The sequence below is a fragment of the Phragmitibacter flavus genome, from assembly GCF_005780165.1.
Classification (GTDB): Bacteria; Verrucomicrobiota; Verrucomicrobiia; order Verrucomicrobiales; family Verrucomicrobiaceae; genus Phragmitibacter; species Phragmitibacter flavus.
Genome location: NZ_VAUV01000019.1, coordinates 23940 through 43253 on the forward strand (window position 1 = coordinate 23940; position 19314 = coordinate 43253).

The 19314-nt window shown below is 57.0% G+C and carries 22 protein-coding genes; 10 read left to right on the forward strand and 12 right to left on the reverse strand.

All coding sequences use genetic code 11. The features are described 5' to 3' along the window. Positions 1–21: 21 nt before the first annotated feature. A complete protein-coding gene (locus FEM03_RS20805) occupies positions 22–1530 on the forward strand; it encodes a hypothetical protein (RefSeq protein WP_138088239.1) in 1509 nt (502 codons plus the stop codon). A 33-nt stretch (positions 1531–1563) separates the two neighbouring features. After that, positions 1564–1878 carry a 7(1) septoil knot domain-containing protein gene (locus tag FEM03_RS20810; protein ID WP_206171097.1) on the forward strand — a complete coding sequence of 105 codons (315 nt, stop codon included), beginning with the start codon at positions 1564–1566 and terminating at the stop codon, positions 1876–1878. A gap of 8 nt (positions 1879–1886) precedes the next feature. Here FEM03_RS20810 and FEM03_RS20815 read toward each other — a convergent pair whose 3' ends face one another. Further along, the gene (locus FEM03_RS20815) at positions 1887–2189 is read right to left on the reverse strand and encodes an ArsR/SmtB family transcription factor (protein ID WP_166443038.1); all 303 of its coding nucleotides are present in this window, start codon (positions 2187–2189) and stop codon (positions 1887–1889) included. 131 nt (positions 2190–2320) lie between these two features. On the opposite strand from FEM03_RS20815, the gene FEM03_RS20820 reads away from it, so the two are divergent. Genes FEM03_RS20820 through FEM03_RS20830 form a run of 3 tightly spaced genes read left to right on the forward strand, consistent with a single transcriptional unit; the run spans position 2321 to position 5173 of the window. After that, on the forward strand, positions 2321–2881 hold the full coding sequence (locus FEM03_RS20820; RefSeq protein WP_425501970.1) for a rhodanese-like domain-containing protein: 561 nt from the start codon (positions 2321–2323) through the stop codon (positions 2879–2881). A gap of 43 nt (positions 2882–2924) precedes the next feature. Then, entirely contained in the window at positions 2925–4346 is a 1422-nt protein-coding gene (locus tag FEM03_RS20825; RefSeq protein WP_138088242.1) for an MBL fold metallo-hydrolase, read from the forward strand. A gap of 32 nt (positions 4347–4378) precedes the next feature. Then, positions 4379–5173 (forward strand): sulfite exporter TauE/SafE family protein, encoded by a 795-nt coding sequence (locus tag FEM03_RS20830; RefSeq protein ID WP_138088243.1) that lies wholly within the window; start codon positions 4379–4381, stop codon positions 5171–5173. A 25-nt stretch (positions 5174–5198) separates the two neighbouring features. Here the strand turns inward: FEM03_RS20830 and FEM03_RS20835 are convergent, their stop codons facing one another. The 6 genes from FEM03_RS20835 to FEM03_RS20860 form a co-directional block, all read right to left on the reverse strand. Further along, positions 5199–5762: a DUF3592 domain-containing protein gene (locus FEM03_RS20835; protein ID WP_138088244.1), complete on the reverse strand. Its 564-nt coding sequence runs from the start codon at positions 5760–5762 to the stop codon at positions 5199–5201. Between the two features lie 14 nt (positions 5763–5776). After that, positions 5777–6487 carry a hypothetical protein gene (locus tag FEM03_RS20840; protein ID WP_138088245.1) on the reverse strand — a complete coding sequence of 237 codons (711 nt, stop codon included), beginning with the start codon at positions 6485–6487 and terminating at the stop codon, positions 5777–5779. A gap of 11 nt (positions 6488–6498) precedes the next feature. After that, positions 6499–7002: a hypothetical protein gene (locus tag FEM03_RS20845; RefSeq protein WP_138088246.1), complete on the reverse strand. Its 504-nt coding sequence runs from the start codon at positions 7000–7002 to the stop codon at positions 6499–6501. Between the two features lie 12 nt (positions 7003–7014). Next, positions 7015–9132 (reverse strand): S9 family peptidase, encoded by a 2118-nt coding sequence (locus tag FEM03_RS20850; RefSeq protein WP_166443039.1) that lies wholly within the window; start codon positions 9130–9132, stop codon positions 7015–7017. A 132-nt stretch (positions 9133–9264) separates the two neighbouring features. Then, on the reverse strand, positions 9265–10518 hold the full coding sequence (locus FEM03_RS20855) for a valine--pyruvate transaminase (protein ID WP_138088248.1): 1254 nt from the start codon (positions 10516–10518) through the stop codon (positions 9265–9267). A gap of 64 nt (positions 10519–10582) precedes the next feature. Further along, positions 10583–11962 (reverse strand): NAD(+)/NADH kinase, encoded by a 1380-nt coding sequence (locus FEM03_RS20860; RefSeq protein ID WP_138088249.1) that lies wholly within the window; start codon positions 11960–11962, stop codon positions 10583–10585. Positions 11963–12122: 160 nt separating this feature from the next. On the opposite strand from FEM03_RS20860, the gene FEM03_RS20865 reads away from it, so the two are divergent. Beyond that, the gene (locus tag FEM03_RS20865) at positions 12123–13244 is read left to right on the forward strand and encodes a hypothetical protein (protein ID WP_138088250.1); all 1122 of its coding nucleotides are present in this window, start codon (positions 12123–12125) and stop codon (positions 13242–13244) included. A gap of 11 nt (positions 13245–13255) precedes the next feature. Here FEM03_RS20865 and FEM03_RS20870 read toward each other — a convergent pair whose 3' ends face one another. The 3 genes from FEM03_RS20870 to FEM03_RS20880 form a co-directional block, all read right to left on the reverse strand. After that, positions 13256–13924, reverse strand: coding sequence for an RNA polymerase sigma factor (locus FEM03_RS20870; RefSeq protein WP_240772863.1), 669 nt, complete (start codon positions 13922–13924; stop codon positions 13256–13258). 145 nt (positions 13925–14069) lie between these two features. Further along, positions 14070–14633: an elongation factor P gene (locus tag FEM03_RS20875; RefSeq protein ID WP_138088251.1), complete on the reverse strand. Its 564-nt coding sequence runs from the start codon at positions 14631–14633 to the stop codon at positions 14070–14072. Between the two features lie 77 nt (positions 14634–14710). Continuing rightward, complete coding sequence (locus tag FEM03_RS20880) at positions 14711–15052, reverse strand: DnaJ family domain-containing protein (RefSeq protein ID WP_166443040.1); 342 nt, start codon at positions 15050–15052, stop codon at positions 14711–14713. Between the two features lie 99 nt (positions 15053–15151). Between FEM03_RS20880 and FEM03_RS20885 the strand changes: the two genes are divergently transcribed. From FEM03_RS20885 to FEM03_RS20895, 3 genes are all read left to right on the forward strand, one after another. Further along, positions 15152–15580 carry a YlbF/YmcA family competence regulator gene (locus FEM03_RS20885; RefSeq protein WP_138088253.1) on the forward strand — a complete coding sequence of 143 codons (429 nt, stop codon included), beginning with the start codon at positions 15152–15154 and terminating at the stop codon, positions 15578–15580. Between the two features lie 319 nt (positions 15581–15899). Further along, positions 15900–16247 carry a hypothetical protein gene (locus FEM03_RS20890; protein WP_138088254.1) on the forward strand — a complete coding sequence of 116 codons (348 nt, stop codon included), beginning with the start codon at positions 15900–15902 and terminating at the stop codon, positions 16245–16247. A gap of 118 nt (positions 16248–16365) precedes the next feature. Further along, on the forward strand, positions 16366–17886 hold the full coding sequence (locus FEM03_RS20895) for a hypothetical protein (RefSeq protein WP_138088255.1): 1521 nt from the start codon (positions 16366–16368) through the stop codon (positions 17884–17886). 146 nt (positions 17887–18032) lie between these two features. Here the strand turns inward: FEM03_RS20895 and FEM03_RS20900 are convergent, their stop codons facing one another. Both FEM03_RS20900 and FEM03_RS24560 read right to left on the reverse strand, forming a co-directional pair. Further along, on the reverse strand, positions 18033–18431 hold the full coding sequence (locus FEM03_RS20900) for a PIN domain-containing protein (protein ID WP_166443041.1): 399 nt from the start codon (positions 18429–18431) through the stop codon (positions 18033–18035). Then, on the reverse strand, positions 18421–18636 hold the full coding sequence (locus FEM03_RS24560) for a hypothetical protein (RefSeq protein WP_166443042.1): 216 nt from the start codon (positions 18634–18636) through the stop codon (positions 18421–18423). The genes FEM03_RS20900 and FEM03_RS24560 overlap by 11 nt, the downstream gene beginning before the upstream one ends. 211 nt (positions 18637–18847) lie before the next feature. Between FEM03_RS24560 and FEM03_RS20905 the strand changes: the two genes are divergently transcribed. Beyond that, positions 18848–19216, forward strand: a complete 369-nt coding sequence (locus FEM03_RS20905) for a hypothetical protein (RefSeq protein ID WP_138088257.1) — start codon at positions 18848–18850, stop codon at positions 19214–19216. The last annotated feature ends 98 nt before the right edge of the window (positions 19217–19314 follow it).

Below are 19314 nucleotides of genomic sequence, written 5' to 3' on the forward strand. Positions count from 1 at the left end.
CCGTTAGAGAAGGACGAAGTTATGAAGAAATTATCGACATGGATGGCAGTGGGACTCGCTATGGCGGGAACCAGTCTGAATTTGAACGGTCAGACTGATGAGCGCAAACAGGAGATCGTCAGTGCCGTGGGGGAGCAAGCTGGTGATGCTTTGTTTTCGTTGCATCAGGCGGTGAATGCGGTGGCGGATGGGTGGGTGAACAAGACGTTTGAAGAAAAGCAGGCGCTGGAGCTGGCGGCAAGTTATCGCGACAGTGCGGAGTTGGTGGAGCGGTTGGTAAAGGGGAAGTCGGATGAGATGGAGAAGGTGACGGGCTTGCTGGTGAAGCAGGTGACGGCGCTGGAAGCGTGGATCACGATTGGGGATGATGCGTTAGCGGGAACTTATAAAAAATTAAAGGCTGAAGTGGATGCGGGATTGGCTGGAGGAGGGGGCCTAGGGGCGCAAATGGGGGCGGCTGTGGCGCAAGGGGAGACCATTGAACTGAAGATTGTGAAGTCGGTGGCGCCGAATGGAAAGGCTGGGCAGCCGGGCACGATGACGGTGACGCGGACGAGCAAGGAGTTGCCTTTGGAGGTGATGTGGAAGTATGCGAATGGAGGATCGGATCGTGGATTGTGTGTGCCGTTTCCAAGGAGCGGAAAGATGGCGGTGTTTTTTGGTGAGGGGGTGCATTCGGTTTCGATTTACAAACGCGAGGGCAAATCGGTGACGGGGCGTTGGGTTTCAACAAAGCCGGGATCGACGCTCAAAGACATCAAGCTGACGCAGGGGGCGAGTAAGTCAGAGTATGACATTGAGGGGGGTGGCAGGATGAAGCTGGATCTGCGCGAGGGAATGATTGCGAATGTGACTTGGGAGTTTCAGGCGGGGAAGGTGCCGGGGATTGCGGTGGGAGATAATGAATATCTGGCTTTGATCTCGATGGATCCAAAAAAGAAGGCAGGGGTGGCGCTTTACACTATGGCAGATGATGCGAAGAGCGCGACGAGCCGGTGGACGATGGCGGGTGCGAATGGTGCGGGTGAGGAGGAGTTGGTGGTGACGGCGATGTCGCCAGGGTTCTTGTCGGGTCCGCCACCGGCTGCTGCGGCAGGGCCTATGGAAGAGGCACCGGGAGCGGAGGAGGGTTCGGTGGAGGATGAGATCAAGGAGGTCGCGTTGAAGTTATTGGCGGATATGGGGACTTTGGATGAATTGCGTCCGACGGGTGAGCAGTTGGCGGCGATTGCGGTGAGTGCGGAGGATGCGCAGTTGCTTTCGGTTTATGTGAAGTCGGTGTATGAAGGGCTGGCTCGCGGTAATCGGGTGGCGGGGGCAAAGCAGACGGAAGTCAAGGTGGGCGGACCGGATTGGAAGGATCTGGCGGGGGGTTATTCAGATGTTAGGGATCGATTCAAGCCGGAGGTGAAGATTTATGAGTTCAGTTATGTCGAACCTGGGAATGATGTGGGGATGCGTTATGATGGATTGATCAAGGTGGAGGGCAAATGGGTGTTCATTCCGAAGGCCTGGCGGGCGTTCCGGTGAATATCTGGCCTGGCGTTTTCGTCTTTGTCTGACATGAGACGACTTACTAGCATTTTGTGGTTGCTGATGGTGGGGTTGTGCCTGCCATCAAGCATAGGGGCGGCGGACAAGAAGGTGAACCCGGTGCGGGTTTATGGTCGCATCAAGATCGTCGAGAGCTTTGCTGATTTTAAGGTGAAGTCGGTCAGCAGTTTTTCGGATTTGCAGGTCAAAGTGGTGACGAGTCTGCCGGGAGTGGGGGAATGGATGATCGTTGATTCGTTCCCCGATTTTACGGTGAAACTGGTGGACTCGTTCCCGGATTTTACGGTGGAGTTCAAGAACGGGGTGCCGCGTCCGGCGAAGTGAGGATAGGGTTAGATGAAGTAGTCTTCGGTGATGGAGGCCTGCGCGTTTTCGTTGAGGCGTTTGCAGGCGAACTGGCACATTTCGTAAACGGAGTCTTCGGAGACTTTGTAGAACACCTGGAGGCCTTCGCGTTCGCGGGTGAGGAGGCCGGCCTGATGGAGAAGTTTGAGGTGTTTGGAGATGTTGGCCTGGGAGGTGCCGAGGTTGGCGACGAGTTCTCCCACACTGAGTCGGCCACCTCGCAGTTCCTGCAGGATGGAGAGCCGGGTGGCATCGGCAAAGGCGGAAAAAATCCCGGCGACTTTTTCCAAGGCAGGGCGCGACAGTTTTTGCTTTGGAGGGGGGGATGTGACAACGATGGGAGATTTCTTTATTGACCGCATAACTATATAGGAATATAGGTTTACACTGTAATATTGCAAGCTATACTATCACTGCCATGATTGATCAAGTTTCTCCCCAAGTTCTCGCTGCACGACTGAATGACGGCTCAAGACAGCCATTGCTGCTGGATGTGCGCACCCCGATTGAACACCAAGAGGTTCATCTTCCGCAGGCGCGTTTGCGTCCGCTGGATGAGCTGGATGCAGCCCAGCTGGCCAAGCAGGAGGGGCAGGATTGTGAGGTGGTGGTGATTTGTCGAAGTGGGGGTCGGGCGAGCAAGGCAGCGGAAAAACTTGCGGCGGCGGGGATGAGCAAAGTGAGTGTTTTGGATGGCGGTATGCAGGCGTGGACGGGGGCGGGGCTTCCGGCGAATCGCGGTCAGAAGATGATGTCGCTGGAGCGGCAGGTGCGCATCGCGGCGGGTTCGATGGTGGTGATTGGAGTGGCGCTGGGCACGTTGGTTCATCCGGGGTTTTACGGGCTGAGTGCTTTTGTGGGAGCCGGGTTGGTGTTCGCGGGCGTTACCGACTGGTGTGGCATGGGCTTGCTGCTGGCAAAAGCGCCATGGAACCAGACAGGTGGAAGCGGCTCGTGCTGCGCGACGAAAAGTGCCCGGTGACGGCTCTTTTTTGTCTAAAAATTAACCAATAGATTATATAGTTATGTTTTTACGCCAAGTTTATGATTCGCATTTGGCCCAGTATGCCTATGTCATTGGGTGTCAGAAGACGGGTGAAGCGGTCGTCATTGATCCATTGCGCGATGTGGCCCAGTATCGGGAGATCGCGGAAGGGGAGGGATTAAAACTTTCAGCGGTGGTGGAGACGCACATTCATGCGGATTTTGTGAGTGGGGCGCGGGAGCTTGCAGCACAAGGCGCGGCGGTTTATGTCTCTGCAGAAGGGGGGGCGGACTGGCAGTCGGAGTGGGCGAAGGATTTGCCGACGCTGCATTTGCTGCGTGATGGAGACAGTTTCTCTATTGGCAAGATCAAGCTGCAGGCAATGCACACGCCGGGTCATACACCGGAGCATCTCTGTTATCTGGTGACTGATGAAGGTGGTGGAGCGGATGAGGCAATGGCGTTGATCTCAGGGGACTTTCTTTTTGTGGGGGATGTGGGTCGGCCAGATTTATTGGAACAGGCGGCGGGGTTTGCGGGAACGCAGGAGGCGGGGGCGAGACAGCTTTACCAAAGTCTGAGGAAGTTGGAGTTTTTGCCGGATCATTTGCAGGTGCTTCCGGCGCATGGGGCGGGCAGTGCGTGTGGCAAGTCTTTGGGGTCGGTGCCGACATCGACGTTGGGGTATGAAAAGCGGTTCAACCGTCCGTTGAGGCTTGCGCTTGAGGGGAAAGAGGAGGATTTCGTGGCTTACATTTTGGATGGTCAGCCGGAGCCGCCGCTTTATTTCGCCAACATGAAGAAGGTGAACAAGATGGGACCGGCTGTTCTGGGTGAAGTGGCAACGCCAGATGAGTTGCAATTAACTCAGGTGACTGCGCGCTTGAAGGAGCCGGACTTCGTGGTGGTAGACACGCGATCAGACCGTGAGGCCTTTGCGGCAAGTCACCTGAAAGGTAGTCTGTATGCGCCGGCCAAAAGCGACTTTTCGGGATTTGCCGGTTCGTATCTGATGCCGGATGAAAAGGTGGTGATGGTGGTGGAAGATGGACAAGAGGCCGATAACTTATCGAAGCAGTTGCGTCGCATTGGGATTGATCACGTCTTAGGTTGGTTGCCTGCGGAGTCGCTGACAAAGGCTGGCAGTAATGATCTGGCGAGGATTGATACGGTGAAGTTTGCTGAGGTGGAGGACTATCTCAACACTCATGATGATGCGACCGTGGTTGATGTGCGCCGCGCGGGGGAATATGCGGAGGACCATGTGAAAGGAGCGGTGAATATGGCACATACACGACTGAGGGCACGTTCAAATGAGCTTCCCGTTGACGTGCCGGTGGTGGTGCATTGTCAAAGTGGCAATCGGGCTGCTGTTGCAGCGGCGTGGCTAAGTCGTGAAGGTCGGGAGGTGCTTTTGGTCAATGACTCCTTTGCGCATGTTGCCGATGCGATGTTGGCCTGAGATAACGTGGAAAGGTTCAAGCCTTCCTGATCATGGACGCTTTCAATTTGCTTAGTCTGGGGTTCGGTCTTTTGGTAGGTGCTGCGTTGGGACTTACCGGGGGCGGGGGTTCGATTTTTGCCGTTCCGCTGTTGCTTTACGGTTTGTCGGTGCCGGTCGGGACGGCGATGGGGTTAAGTTTGGCGACGGTCGGTGTGACGGCTGGATTTGGGGCGGCGTTGCGCTGGTTGCATGGGGAGGTGGAGTGGAAGGCCGGATTGCTGTTTGCCCTTGGTGGGATGGTTACGGCACCGCTGGGTGCTTGGCTGGGGCGGCTTTTACCATCGACCTTGTTGTTGACGGCGTTTGCGTTGTTGATGCTGTTTGTAGGCTGGCGAATGTGGCGGGGCCGGGGTGATGATGTGGTGACACCGGGTCGTTGTGTTTTGCAGGGGGGAGGTCGATTCGGGGTTGAGTGTTACGTCCGGCTGGGGAGCGGCGGTGCGGCGGCTGGTTTGTTGTCGGGGTTGTTTGGCGTGGGCGGGGGATTTATTGTGGTGCCGGTGTTGTTGTTAGTCACGGGGATGAGCATTCATCGTGCGGTGGCAACTTCGTTGATGGTGATTTTTCTGATTTCGATTTCCGGTGTGGTGGCGCATGTGCTTCACGGACAACTTTTTCCGATGCCATTGAGTCTTTGGTTTGTTGGTGGCGGATTTCTGGGGATGTTGTTGGGCAGCGCGGGGCGTTCGCGCCTGAGTGGTGGTGCCCTTCAAAAGATTTTTGCCATTGGCATGTGGGTTACTGCCGGATGGATGTTATGGAGAAACCTGGGTGCCCTCGGGTAGTAATGTCGATGGGAAAATTTGGGGTTTACCAGCCGGTGGCGATGGTGATGCCGATGGGGATGGACAGGAGGAGCATGATGATCAAGATGGGACGGGATACTCTGGGTTCTCTTATAAACCAGAGGGAGATGGCAAGTAGGGCGAGGCCGATTGGGATGGTGAGCCACCAACTCATGGTTCTGGTGTAGGTGACGGGTTGATGGCCTTCGGAGCGTCGTTGTTCGTCGGGTTCCCACGTGAGGGCGGCGATTTTGTTGTCGAGGGCGGGGAAGTGTCTGGCTTGAACGATCATGCCGATGGGCCAGGTCTCGTAGATGGTTGAGGGACAGCTGAAGATTTTTTGAGTTCCATCAGTGAATTCAATGGTCATGTTGTAGGCGGTTTGGCGAGCGGAGCTGCCGGTTCCTCCGGTGAGGCGGGTTTGACGGTCGATGATGGTGGCGGGTTTGGTTTCGCCTGGTGCGAAGGCGGTGTAGGCTTCAACGAGGAAGGCGGTGCCGAAGGTGAGCAGGAGGGCCGGGAAGGACGCGAGAAAGAGGCTGGCGATGCAGCCAAACTTTTTGGGTGGGGTGGATTCGGGTGTGGACATGACCGATCAGTTATTTATTGGTAGGTGAAGGTGCCTCCGGTGGCTTCAGCAAATTTTTCGGCGATGAGTTTGCCGGTTTGGTGTTTGAGGTCGACTTCGAGTTTTCCTTGGTTGTTGATTTCCTTTGGGAGGTATTCGTGGTCTTGGGAAAGCACGGTGCTGTTGTTGCGGGCGATGAAGGCGTCGGAGTAGACAATTTGACGGGTGTTGCGATCGATGAGCCAGAAGCGACCGGCGGCGTAGCCGGCTTCGAATTGGTTTTCGGCGAGGAGTTTGGGGGCTTTGTGTTTGAAGGGTTTGATGATGCCGATGTAACGGACGTTGAGGGTTCGCTGGTAGTTTTGTTCGAGGAAAGGTTCGGGAGTGACGGGATGTTCGGCGGGTGATTTCTGGAGGTCGTTGTAGAGGGTGTCGAATCCGTTGTTCATGAACAGATTGAAGGTGGAGTCGCGATGGGGGGAGGGGTTGGGATCGGTGAGTTGTCCGACGAGAAAGGTGGCGGTGTTGCAGGGGATGACGGGTCCGCTACGTGAGCTGGATGGAGAGGGATTGAGGGGGGCGCTTGGGATGACGTTTTCGAGGGGGAGGTTTTGGGCGTAGGATTCGAGCTCCTTGACGAATTGGCTGAAGGGTTCGCGGTGGCGTTCGAGGATGTCGCTGTGGGTTTCACTGCACTGGGTGAGCAGGGTAAGTGCGACAAGGAGGATGATATAGTAAGTGCGCATGATTGACTGAGTTAGAGCCGTTGTCTTTTGATGGTGATGCCGCTGCGGGATTGGAGGGTGTCGAGGAAGTGTTGGAGGGTTGGCGATGGAGGGAGGAAGTGTTCGATGGGGTATTGGTCCTCGTCTTTGGGGGTGACAATGAGGGTGTGGATGCGGATGGGTTGGGGTGGGGTTTTGCCGTGGGGGCGGAAGTTTTGGACGGAGAGGCCGAGTTTTTCGATCTCGGTGTAGGCGACTTTGTCGCGGGAGAGGAAGCGGTTGAGGATGATGTGGGTGGGGGTGATGATGGCGACTGGGCGGATGACGTAACGCCAGAGGCTGAGGCCGAAGAGGATGGCGATGATGCCGAAGGTGAAGATCATCCATTCTTCGGGGCCGCGCATGTTCCGATGGAGGGCGGCGTGGATGGAGAGGATGCCGAGATAGTGGGGGAGGCAGCCGAGGAAAAGGATGTAGACGCGGTGAGGGAGGGGTTTGTAGTGTCGAAGTTTTGGAGGTGTGCGAGCCGGGTCCATGGCTTGTTTTTTTCAGTTCTTGTCGCGACCGAGGGCTTCGATGAGGAAGGTGTATTGGAGGGCGACGCGTTCGAGGAAGCTGTAGCGACCGGAGGAGCCGCTGTGGCCGGTGTCGAGATCGACCTGGAGGAGAAGGGGGTTTTGATCGGTTTTGGTGGCGCGGAGTTTTGCGACCCATTTGGCGGCTTCCCAGTAGGGGACGCGGGAGTCGTTGAGGCCGGCGAGGACGAGGAGGGAGGGGTAATTCTGGGGTTTGATGTTGTCGTAGGGGGAGTAGGCGCGGATGCGGTTGAAGGTTTCGAGGGTGGCGGAGGGGTTGCCCCATTCGTCGTATTCGCTGGTGGTGAGGGGGATGGTGGGGTCGAGCATGGTGTTGAGGACGTCGACAAAGGGGACGTCGGCGATGAAGGCACGGAAGAGGTCGGGTTGCTGGTTGATGACGGCTCCGACGAGGAGTCCACCAGCGCTGCCGCCGTAGCCGCAGAGGTTTTCTTTTGAGGTGTATTTTTGCTGGATGAGGTGTTCGGCGCAGGCGATGAAGTCGTCGAAGGTGGTTTGTTTGTGGGCGAGTTTGCCGGCCTCATACCAGCGGCGTCCGAGTTCGCCGCCGCCGCGGATTTGGGCGATGGCGAAGCCGATGCCGCGGTCGAGGAGGCTGAAGAGGTTGCTGTTGAACCACGGATCGTTGGGGCTGCCGTAGGCGCCGTAGCCGTCGATGAGGATGGCACCGGTGCCGTCGGTGGGATGGTTTTTGGGGAGGAGCAGCCAGATGGGGATGAGGGTTCCGTCTTTGGCGGGGGCGTGGGTTTGTTCGACGCGATATTTGCTCGAATCGTAGCCGGGAGGGCTGGCTTTTTGTTTGACGGGTTTGATGTTGCCGGTGGTGAGGTCGAGTTCGGAGACGGTGTAGGGTTGGAGGAGGGTTTCGTAGCTGATGCGCTGGAAAGTGGACTGGAAGTGGGGTGTGTTTTCGGTGCTGAACCAGGAGCCGGGGCTGGGGGCGGTGAACCAGCGGGGTTGAGAGGGATTGGCGGGGTCGAGGATGTAGAGACCGGGGATGCCGTCTTTGCGGGCTTCGAGGATGACGTGGTTGGTGAAGGCTTCGACGGAGCCGTAGGAGATGGTTTCGTTGCCGGGGAGGATTTCGGTCCAGTTGGCGCGGGTGGGTTGGTCGAGGGGGGCGCGGAAGATGCTGCCGTTGATGGCGTTTTCGCTGCTGAGGATGAACCAGTGTTGGTCGGTGTCGGAGAGGGCGTAACGGATGCCGGTTCGGCGTGGGGCGACGAGGATGGGTTTGGCGTCGGGTTGGTCGAGGGGGATGAGCGAGGTTTCCATGGTGTCCTTGCTGCGGGAGGTGAGGCGCATGAAGCGTTCGCTTTTGGTGGCACCGATGGCGACCTGAAAGGTGGTGTCGTGGTCTTCGTAGACGATGGGGTTGTCGGTGGGGTTGGTCCCGAGGGTGTGGCGTTTGACGCGGCAGGAGCGTTCGGTGGCGTCGGCTTCGGTGTAGAAGAGGGTTTGATTGTCGAGGGCCCAGACAGGGGACTCGGCGAAGGCGGTGTCGGAGATCTGGTCGGGGAGGATTTTGCCGGTGGTCAGGTCCTTGATGTGGATGGTGTAGCGGTCGGTGCCGTTGGTGTTTTCTTTCCAGGCATAGAGGTTGCCGTTGGGGGAAATGGCGGCTCCGCCGAAGGTGTAGCCGTCGCTGGTTCCGGCGCGTTCGTTGAGGTCGAGGAGGATGGTTTCGGGTCCTTCGGGATAGGGTTTGCGGCAGAGGAGGCTGTGGTCTTTGCCTTCGATGTCGCGGCTGTAGTAGAGCCAGTCGCCTTTGCGGTAAGGGACGGAGATGTCTTCGCCGATAACGCGGGTTTTGAGTTCAGCGACGATTTTTCCGCGCAGAGAATTGAGGGGGGCGAGGACGGTATCGGTGTATTGGTTTTCGGCCTTGAGGTGGGTCAGGACGGAGGGGTCTTCGCGGTTGCGCAGCCAGTGGTAGTCGTCGGTCCAGTTGATGCCGTGTCGGCTCAGGGAGTGGGGGCGTTTTTCGGCGATGGGGGGTGGGGGTGACTGGGCGTCGATGACCGTGACGCAGAGGCAGATGCAAAGAACGGCGAGGAAGATGAATTTCATGGGCGACGGCATGGAAGGATTGCACGATGACAGGCGTGATCTTACATGGGTGTGTGAAATTTGGGCGCGGATTCCCAGCCTTGATCATCAATGACCAATTTCAAAAGCCGACGAGGGATTTAGGACCGGTGATCAGTGAAGGGCGATGAGTTCATCGGCGATGATCTCAAGGGCTTCACGAAGGATGGCTTCGGGTTGGGAGAAAGTTAGTCGGATGCACTGTTGGGAGTGATCCCAAGGTTCGTCGAGGCCATAGAAAAAGTAGTGGCCAGGAATGACGAGGACGTTGCGGGCTTTCAGACGCTGATAGAGTTCGGCGCTGGTGATTTTGAGTTTGGGGAACCAGAGCCAGAGGAAAAAAGCACCTTCACGGGAGTGAAGTGACCATTCGATTTTGTCCTGGAGGCATTCGTGCAGGACCTGGGTGGCGAAGTCGGACCGCTGTTTGTAGAACGGCAGGATGATGTCGCGGCTGAGTTTGAGCAGGGTGTCGTCGGCAAGCAGCGGATTGATGATGGCCTGGCCGAAGTTGCCGTTGGAAAGGGCGGTGCTGGCGTTCATGTTGCTGAGCGCGCGGATGATGGCGGGGTCGGCAACCACGATGGAGGTGCGGGTGCCGGGAAGGCCGAGTTTGGAGAGGCTGATGGAAAAAATCATGCCGGGCTCCCAGGAAGGCTGGAAGCTGGTATGGATGACGCCGGGGAACGGGTGACCGTAGGCGTTGTCAATGATGAGCGGGATGTGGTGTTGTCGCGCCAGATCGCGCAGGCGGTGAAATTCTTCCTGGGTGAGGACGTTGCCGGTGGGGTTGGTGGGGCAGGAGACGCTGAGGGCGGCGATGTCGGGCGTGATGCGAAGGCGGTCGAAGTCGACGTGATATTTGAATTCGTGGGCGCTGCGTTGCTCGATTTTGGCGGGATTGCCGCTGAGCATGCCGGCGCAGAGTCCCTGGCTGGCATAGCCGATGTATTCGGGCATCAAGGGAAAAAGGATGCGCTTCTTGGTGTTGCCAGTCTGGCCCGCCAAGAGATTGAACAGCAGGAAGAAGGCGGTCTGGCTGCTGGGGAGTATTCCGATGTTCTCGGTTTGCACGTCCCACTGGCATTCGCGTTTGAGGAAGGCGGCGAAGTTTTGACGGAACAAGGGGTTGCCGCCTGGCGGGTCGTAGTTGAGCAGCGTTTTGTCGAGCGTGGTCTGGTCGTTGACGAGCGACTGCATGCGTTCGCGCCAGAGGGCCTGGACGGCGGGAATGGCGGCGGGTTGGCCTCCGCCAAGCATGCGCATGTCGGGTTGATTGTTGAGCGCCTGACCGAGGTCATCCATGAGTTCCTGGATGCCGCTGGTGCCGGCGAGACGTTGGCCGATGTCGGAAAATGAAGTCTGCAATGACGGACGGAGTAGGGGTTTAGAGCTTTTTGATTAGTGAATTTTTAATTGATTATCGAAGATGCTAGTTCATGAACTGAATCCCGGCAATTTTTTCCGCCATGTCATGGCTCGCGAGGAAGACAAGTTCAACCGTGGCGGCGCGGCTGAGCCGGGCGCGCAGGGCGATGGCGGGGCCTTGACTGATGCCGTCGACGTAGGCGGTGATGGGGCGTTTTTCGGGAGACAGGTTGCGCACGGCGATGTGACTGTCGGTGGAGAGGAGGGCGCTTTTCCAATGCACGGGTTCCTGCACGTTGGAGCCGACGAGCAACCAGGCGGGGGTGTCGGCGAGCAGCGGGGCGCTGCCCATGCTGCGGGCGTAGGCGGTGGAACCGGCGGCGGTGGAGACAAGGACACCGTCGCTGACGAGGCGTGGCAGGCGGGGGACATCATTGACCTCAACTTCGAGCCAGGCGCTCTGGCTGCTGGAACGTTCCACCCAGGCGTCGTTGAAGGCGTAGACGTGATTGAGGGTGCCGTCCTGGTTTTGGATTTCGAGGTAGAGAAGGGGGAGTTGCCGGAAGATGACTTCGGTGGGGGGGAAGGTCGATTCAAACACGGCTTCGGGGGCATTCATGAGGAAGCCGAGCGTGCCTGCATTGACGCCGAAAAAAGGGAGCCGGCGACGCCAGTGTTCACGGATGGCGCGCAGCATGGTGCCGTCGCCGCCGAGGGTGAGGATGAAGTCGGGATTGGTGGAGTCGGCGTGGCAGACAAGGTCGGGAATCCAGCCCTGGGCTTTGGTGTTGTCGAGGTCGGCCTGGATCTGATGGTTCCAGTCGGAGAGTGAGCCGCGTGACCAGCTGGCGGGGTTGTTGCCGCGATAGAGGCCGTAGCGGCTGATGTAGCGATGAGCCCGCGAAGTCAGCAGGTGGGAAGCGTTGCCGCCGCGAATGAGGATTTCGCGGATTTGGGTGCTGGATCCGTCGATTTCGATGGGCAGCAGTTGGTGATGCGGGGGGAGATCGGCAGGGTTGAGGGGATGTCCGGGACGGGTGAGCACGGCGAAGTGGCTGCGGTGCCAAAGTTCCTCGCCTTTCTCCCAACCGGTGTGGATGGCGGATTTGCCGATGGCTCCGCCGGTAAGCCAGTCGGCACCGACGACGTGCCAGATTTCGCCACGGTGGGCGAAAAGGGTTTCGAGGGCGTGATTGCGGGTAAAGGTTTCCTGTTCGAGGTCGAAGAGTTCGACGCTGGTGTTGGGGATGCCTTCGAAAGTGATGTCGCAGAGGGCGGCGCGGCTGACGGACGGGACGTTGGTGACATCGGGCTTGTCGGGGCGTGGTCCGCAGGGGACGACGAGGACTTCGTCGAAGTGCTTGGAGAGCAGTTCGGCGATCTGACGATGGTGCAGTCCGGGTGGATTGAAGCTGCCTCCGAAAAGGGCGATGCGGCGGGGCATGGTGGGAGATTACGCAGGATGGGGTTGACGGAAAGAATAAACGCCGTGCTGCTCGGGGTTTCTCTGCGCAGAGGAAAACTTTTTTGCATGAATGTCATTACAGGGGTGGCTTGCCATGAGGTGGATGTGTTAGTAGTCTTTGTTTAATAAGCAAAAATACATGCCGCTGACTGAATTGGTTTGTCCTCATTGTGAATCGACTGTGGAAGTGCAGGTGACCAGCGTGACCCGTTCGCGTGAGTGTCCGCACTGCGGAAGGCTGATCGTTTTGCAGTTTGCAACCAAGGTGACGGGTTCCAAACGCCGGGCCTTGCTGATGCCAACGAAGGAAATTTCGCGCGCGTCGGGTGCGCCTGTGGCAGCCGCAGTGCAGCCGATTTCGCTGGAGAACGACGTGCAAAAACGTTTGATGCATGATCCTGAAGTGAGGTCGATTGCATCGATTCTACGGGTCGGCATTTTTGTGGTCTTGGGGCTGGTGGTGGTGTTGATGGCGGGTCACTGGTTGAAGTGGTGGCCGTGGCTGAATGGGGGGGACGAGGCGACGGTGGCGTCGACGAATGTTTCGCGTGAGCCGGTGGGGAAAAGTTCCAGAGCGGAGTTGGCGAAGGACGGCGTCGTTCAGTTGACGGGCAACGCAGAAATGGATGCGGCGCTGCTTAGGGCGCAGGAGTTTTTGGAGGCGAAGACGGTGGAGGATCGGTTGAAGCTGGTGCGTGACCGCGAATTGATGGAGGAAAAAATTCGTGGGTATTATGCGGCCAAGGGAGATGGGCCGATCGCCTATGAACGAGTGCTGCCTGATCGTGGGGCGGTCGCAGGTTCGACGTCGTTCATCTTCCAAGTGGTGCTTCCCACGGGTGCCGAGAGGCAGATGATGCTGACGACGCCGGCCGGCGGCAAACCGGTGGTGGATTGGTCGAGTTTCGTGGTCTACAGCGACATGGACTGGGTCGAGTGGATGAAGGAGAAGCCCACCTCACCGCGCGTGTTCAGAGTGCTGGCGGCGCGCGATGAGTTTTTTGCCGGGAGTTTTTCGGATACTGATACCTTACGCTGCTTGAAGCTGTTTGATCCACTATCGAAAGACTCACCGCCGATTTTTGCCTATTATGAGCGGGCATCACCCGTGGGGCGTGAGATGGAATTTGTGATGAGCCAGTCTGGGGGGCAGGCTTTGCCGATGACGCTGGCGCTGCGGTATCCGCCTTATGGTTCGGCTGAAAATCAGGTCTGGGTGGAAGAGCGGATTGCCGAGGGCTGGGTGGCGCGCGGTCGGTGAGATGAATCAATCTAAAACTCAAGGTGGGAGGCGAGCTTCTCCTTGAGATCGTTGCGGGCGCGGAACAACAGGCTTTTGACGGCGGGCAGGGACATGTTGAGGATGACGCAAATGTCTTCGTAAGGCATGTCTTCGTGACGGCGAAGGGTCACGGCGAGGCGTTGTTTTTCGGGAAGGCTCTGGATAGCGCGGTCAATGGCGGCTTCGAGTTCTTCGCGCTCGGCAGTGGCGTCGGGCTGGGCGCGTTGCGGGGAGGCGTGCTCGATGTGGTGCTCCTCCTGGGCGGCTTCGATGGAGACTTCGCGTTTGCGTCCGCGGCGGCGCATTTCATTGAAGACGAGGTTGCGGGTGATGGTGAACAACCAGGTGGTGAATTTGGCGCTGGGTTCGTAGCGCGGGGCGGAACGCCAGACGCGGACAAAGACTTGCTGGGCCACGTCGTGGGCATCGTCGAGGTTGTTGAGCATGCGCATCACCGTTCCAATCACGGCGCGTTGATGGGTCTCCACCAGTTGTTCAAAGGCGCGGGCATCCCCTTCTTTGACGCGGAGCATCAGGCGCACATCTTCCTCTTCGCGGAGGGGGAGCGGAGTGTCGGCACTGGCGATGGGAGGACTCCATTCCGACATGTTCCAAGAGGGGAGGGTGGTGATGGTGGGGAACATGCTAAGCGCTGACATGGCTCGTGTAAACACCCGAAAAAAAGGCAGGTTGCGCCGGAATGGGAATTTTTTCGGGGTTCGGCGACAAACAAAAAAAACCGCCATGGACGGGTTCCACAGCGGTTTTAGTGTGAGATTGAAGCAGCTCGGTGATCGGTGATGATCAGGCTTTGCCGAGATAGGTGCCGTCTTCGGTTTTGATGCTGATTTTCTGGCCAGGTCCGATGAAGAGAGGAACCTGAACGGTGAGGCCTGTCTCAGTGACGGCGGCTTTGTAGACGTTGTTGGCGGAGTCGCCTTTGACGCCTTCAGGGGCTTCGGCGATGGTCATCACCATGGAGGGGGGCAGTTCGATGCCGGCGACTGCGTCATCGGTGAACACGATGAGGTATTTCTGGCCTTCAAGCAGGTAAAGTTTGACGTCTTTGATGAGGTCTTCGTTGAGGGTGACGTCGTCGTAGGTTTCAGGGTGGAGGAAGTGGTAGCCGTCGCCGTCCTTGTAGCTGTATTCGTGGGCGTCTTTGTTGAGGATGACGGAGTCGAGCGACTCGTTGGAGGTCATGCGCAGGTTGTGAACCTTGCCGGAGACGAGACTCTTGATGGACATCTGCACGTAGGACGCCATGCGGGGAGGAGTTTTCAACTCGGTTTCGGTGACGACGCAGACGTCGTTGTTGTAACGGACAGCGTGTCCCTTGCGAAGGTTGATGACGGGTGTGTTGGCCATGGGAGGGGGCTACTTAGAGAGCTTTTGTGCAATTGCAAGGCGGGAAGTGCTTTTCGGAAAGGGCATCCGGGGCAGTCTTAGCCCGCGATGTCCTGGCGGATGGAGCGTTTCATCCGTTCCATGGCCATGGCGATTTCGGTTTCGCGGGCCTGAAGTTCAAAGTTCATCTGGCGCAGCAGGATCGGGTCGGCGGAGTTTTGAATCGTTTCGCGAAGCTGATGAACCTGTTTCATGGCTTCGACTTCGGGAGGGACGGCTCCGGCACTTTTGAGCAGGCCAAAACCGGCGCGTAGCGAAGAGGGACTAGCAAAGTAGGCGTCGAGATCCAGTGGCTTTCCCATGCCGGAGAGGGAGGTGAATTCACCTGACTCGATGGCTTCTTGAATGCGGGATTCGGCGATGTCGGCGAGACCTGACATGGGAAAATTTTCCACAGATAGCGCGGAAGACGAGAAAATTTGTTGGGCCGTGAAGATGATTTGCGCTCGCCAATGGGACAGGGCGGCGTATTTTAGACTATGACCGCCACCGAGACACCGACGATTGACTCCAAGATTCAAGACCTTTGCCAGGCCATTGTGACTGATACCGCTGTGCAGCATGCCCGCGATCAGGCCGAAGCTTTTCTGGCCGACGAGGCATCGGTGAGCCTTTATCGTGAAGTGATGAACACCGGCAACCGCCTTGACCGCCGTCATCGGGCCGGTGAGGAAATCTCGGATGAAGAAGTGGCTGCTTATGAAGAGTTGCAGGCGAAGTCGGATGCCAACGAAGGCATTCGTGCTTTCAACAACGCGCAGCAGGTTCTGCAGGAAGTGGCGAACAAAGTGAACGCGTATGTGATGAAGACCTTGGAAAAGGGTCGCGTTCCTGCTCCTGAGGAAATCGCCGCCGCATCAAGTGGTGGCTGCTGCGGTGGCAGTGGTGGTGGTGGCTGCGGCTGCTGATGAGTTCGCTGGGAATTGAAGTTTTACTGGCCGTGGGCATTATTGCTCACGGCTTTTTCATTTTTCGTGGTGATGGAAAAAGTTCGCAGATGGATTTGGTTAGTTGATCCGGCGCATGATACGGCGTGGCATCGGGTTTGGTGATTTTGTGCCCTGACTCTGGTTTGCACCGGCGGGCTTGACTTCATATCGCCGAACCAATTATTCTGACTTTTTATGTTCGACGCGTCAGCCCACCCCGCACCCGAGGAGTTGGTGTGATTGGACGACCGGTTTAAGCGGCCATTTGCCTTTCTTTCAACAAGCGATTTCACTTATTATGCCACCAGAAAAAATTTTGCAGATATCAAAAGCCCATGGGTTCTTGAACAAATGCATCCTCGCCTACATCATCATCTACATCCTATGTCTTGGATTTAAAGACAGCGAGTCGATACTTTCTCTTGTTTTGCTGATAACTTTGGTGGCGGTCATTTTGTTGTCCGCAGTAGCCACCGTAAGATTGTCATCGAAGATCAACCATCCTGCCGTGACCGTGATTTATGCATTGTTGGTCCTCATCCCTGTTGTTGGCGGTTTGATTTTGCTTCTCACCAGTAACAGCGCCCACAAAATTCTCCGCAAAGAGGGATATAAAATTGGTTTTTTTGGTTCGATAAAGCAGTAAGCGGGATGCTGAATCCAACCCGCGAATGATGTCGCAATGGCGATGTTGTGATGAAGATTTCATGACAAGGTCGGGATGGAAGACTCGTTTTGTCTTTGGTCGTTGAGGGCGTAATTTTATGAATTATCGAGCAGTGGCACTGTGGATGGTGATTGGGGGGATTCTTTGCAGCAACGCAGCCATAGTGGCTGCGGATGGTTATTTTGAGATTCAGGTGGTCGATGAGCAAACGGGGAAAGGGGTGCCGTTGGTGGAGTTGAAGACGGTGAATCATCTTCGTTATGTGACGGACAATGCGGGCAGGGTGGCGTTCTATGAGCCGGGTCTGATGAATGAGACGGTGTTCTTTTCCGTTTCATCACATGGGTATGAAATGAAGAAGGACGGATTTGGAATCGCGGGAATTCGGTTGGAGGTGAAGGAAGGGGGCCGGGCGGAGATCAAGGTGAAGCGGCTCAACATCGCGGAGCGTTTGTATCGGTCGACGGGGCAGGGTCTCTACCGGGACAGCGTGATGTTGAAGAAGGAGGTTCCGTTGAAGGAGCCCTTGGGCATGGGCGGGGTGGTGGGACAGGATTCAGTGTCGGGGGTTCCTTATCGAGGGAAGATCTACTGGTTCTGGGGGGATACTTCGAGAATCTCGTATCCATTGGGTTTGTTTCGAATGGCGGGGGCGACGAGCGAACTACCTGGCGGGGCGGGGTTGCCGTTTTCAGAGGGGATTGATTACCAGTATTTCACGGGCAAGGACGGATTTTGCCGGGCGATGGTGGAGGTGGCAAATCCAGAGGGTGTTGTGTGGGCTTTTGGTTTTGCAACAGTGCCGGACAAGGCGGGGAACGAGCGATTGGTCTGTCACTATTCGCGTCGCAAAGGGCTGACGGGCGAGATGGAACATGGGATGATGGTTTACAACGATGAGCGGGAGATTTTTGAAGTGGCGACGGTGTTGGATCTTGTGGAGAAGTGGCGGTTTCTGGATGGTCAACCGGTGAAGGTGAGTGTGGATGGCGTGGACTATTTGTATAGTGGAGTGCCTTTTCCGACGGTGCGGGTGCCGGCGACGCTGGAGGCGGTGTTGGATTCGACCAAATACGAGGCTTTTCGTGCCGAGGTGAAGGGCGGCGAGACGCGCTGGCAGTGGACGAAAGACGCGGGGCCGAGTTCCGTGAATGAAGTGTGGGATTGGTGGAAGGCGGGTTTGATGAAGGGGGAGCAGGCGAGGTTCTTGCCGCTGGATGGCGGTGATCCTGAGTCGAAGCGGCGGGTGAGGCCGCATACGGGGTCGGTGCGATGGAATCCGTTTCGGAAAAAGTGGGTGATGATTGCGGTGGAGCATGCCTATCACGAAGGCAAAGAGTATGCGTCGCCGCTGGGAGAGGTCTGGTATTCGGAAGCCGATGCACCAGAGGGGCCGTTTGAAAAAGCGGTGAAGATTTTAACGCATCAACGGATGACGTTTTACAATCCGGTGCACCACGATTTCTTCGATGAAGAAGGCGGTCGGGTGATCTATTTTGAAGGGACTTACACCAACCAGTTTGTGGAGAGCGAGCCGACGCCTGGGTATGATTACAACCAGATCATGTATCGGTTGGATTTGAATGATCCGAGACTGGTGAAGGTGTTTCAGCAGTAAGTCGGCGCGGAGCTGTGAGGCTCGCCAAACGCTCGATTCCCGAAAGGAGTCGATTGTCGAACGGTGATCGTAGTTTCAAAGCCGCCCCATTTCCCGTGGTGAGAGTTTTCCTTCCGCAGCGACCGGCGAATCACGAGACTTAATTTTTAGGAGCATCGTTCTTCGACAAGGCCGGACAACAATGCAAAATGACCGTCGTCGTGATAGAGCGGCAGCTGATGACGCTGGGCGGTGGCTGCGATCCAGATGTCGTTGTCAGGAATCGGCGTGCCTTGGCCGGCCAGATGCGCCCGCAGTTTGGCATAGTGAGCCGCCGTCTGATCGTCGGTCGCAATGATCACCACGTCTCTCAAAAACTTCTCCAGTGGCACCCTGGCACGTGGATCATCGCCAGACCGCTCCACCCCGAAGAGCAACTCTCCCAGTGCGACGGTTGGCAGGTAAAGTTCCTCCGCTTCGGCGAGTCTCTGGCTGATCTGGGGCGAGAGGCCGCGCAGATGTTTCACCACGACACTGGTGTCGAGTGCAAGGGATTCACCAGCCATTTTCGTCAATGCGTTCGCATTCTTCGACCGCAGCAGCAAAGGCATCTCCCACTGGGCCGCTGATTGCACCGGCGGTTTCGGCGATGCTCTGACTTCGGCGCTGGCGACGTGTTTCGCGCAACTGATGGATGTAGCGCGCCGCATCCTCCAAGTCTTGACTCGGCAGATGTTTGAGATCGTCGATGATGTCCACGAGTGCGGTCATGAACAGAATGTTACGCTCGCGATGTGGATTCGTCGAGTGCGGATTAATCTGCGATTGGGTGGTCCTGTTGCCTCAAAAGTGTTGACACCGGTGGCGGGGTGTATGGGTTGAGGGTATTGGTGATGGAGATTTTGCGATGAGGTTTGGTTGGTCGGGAAGTTTAGAACTCTGGGCTTGAATTGATGGTCGGGGGATGGACATTGGGTGGCTTATGTTTAAGACTGGCCAGGCCGTTGTGTGCATCAATGATGAGTTTGAACCTTGGGTTTTTGACCTTTACCGGTCGTTGCCGAAGAAGGGGAAGATTTATACGGTGCGCTCGCTGGGGGTGGGTCGGTCAAAGCCGCAGTTTACGGTGAATGATGATGCGGAGATCAAGATCAAGGGCGCGGAGTTTGACATCATGATTCTGCTGGAGGAGTTGCTGAATCCGGACGATCCGCATTCAAGCGTGAAGCAGGAGCTGGGGTTTCGTTCGGACCGGTTTGCGCCGCTGGAGGAGATCGAGGAAGAGGAGGAGGTTTATGAGATGGTGGGGATCGGCAAACAACAGAAGGAGTATGAGCCGCAGCCACGGTGAGTGGTTGAGGAGGCTTGAAGAGTGACAAAAGTAGAGGCGCGAACGCCGGGCGACTCTACTTGGGTTCATGGGGTTATCCCAAAAGTGATAGCGTGGAC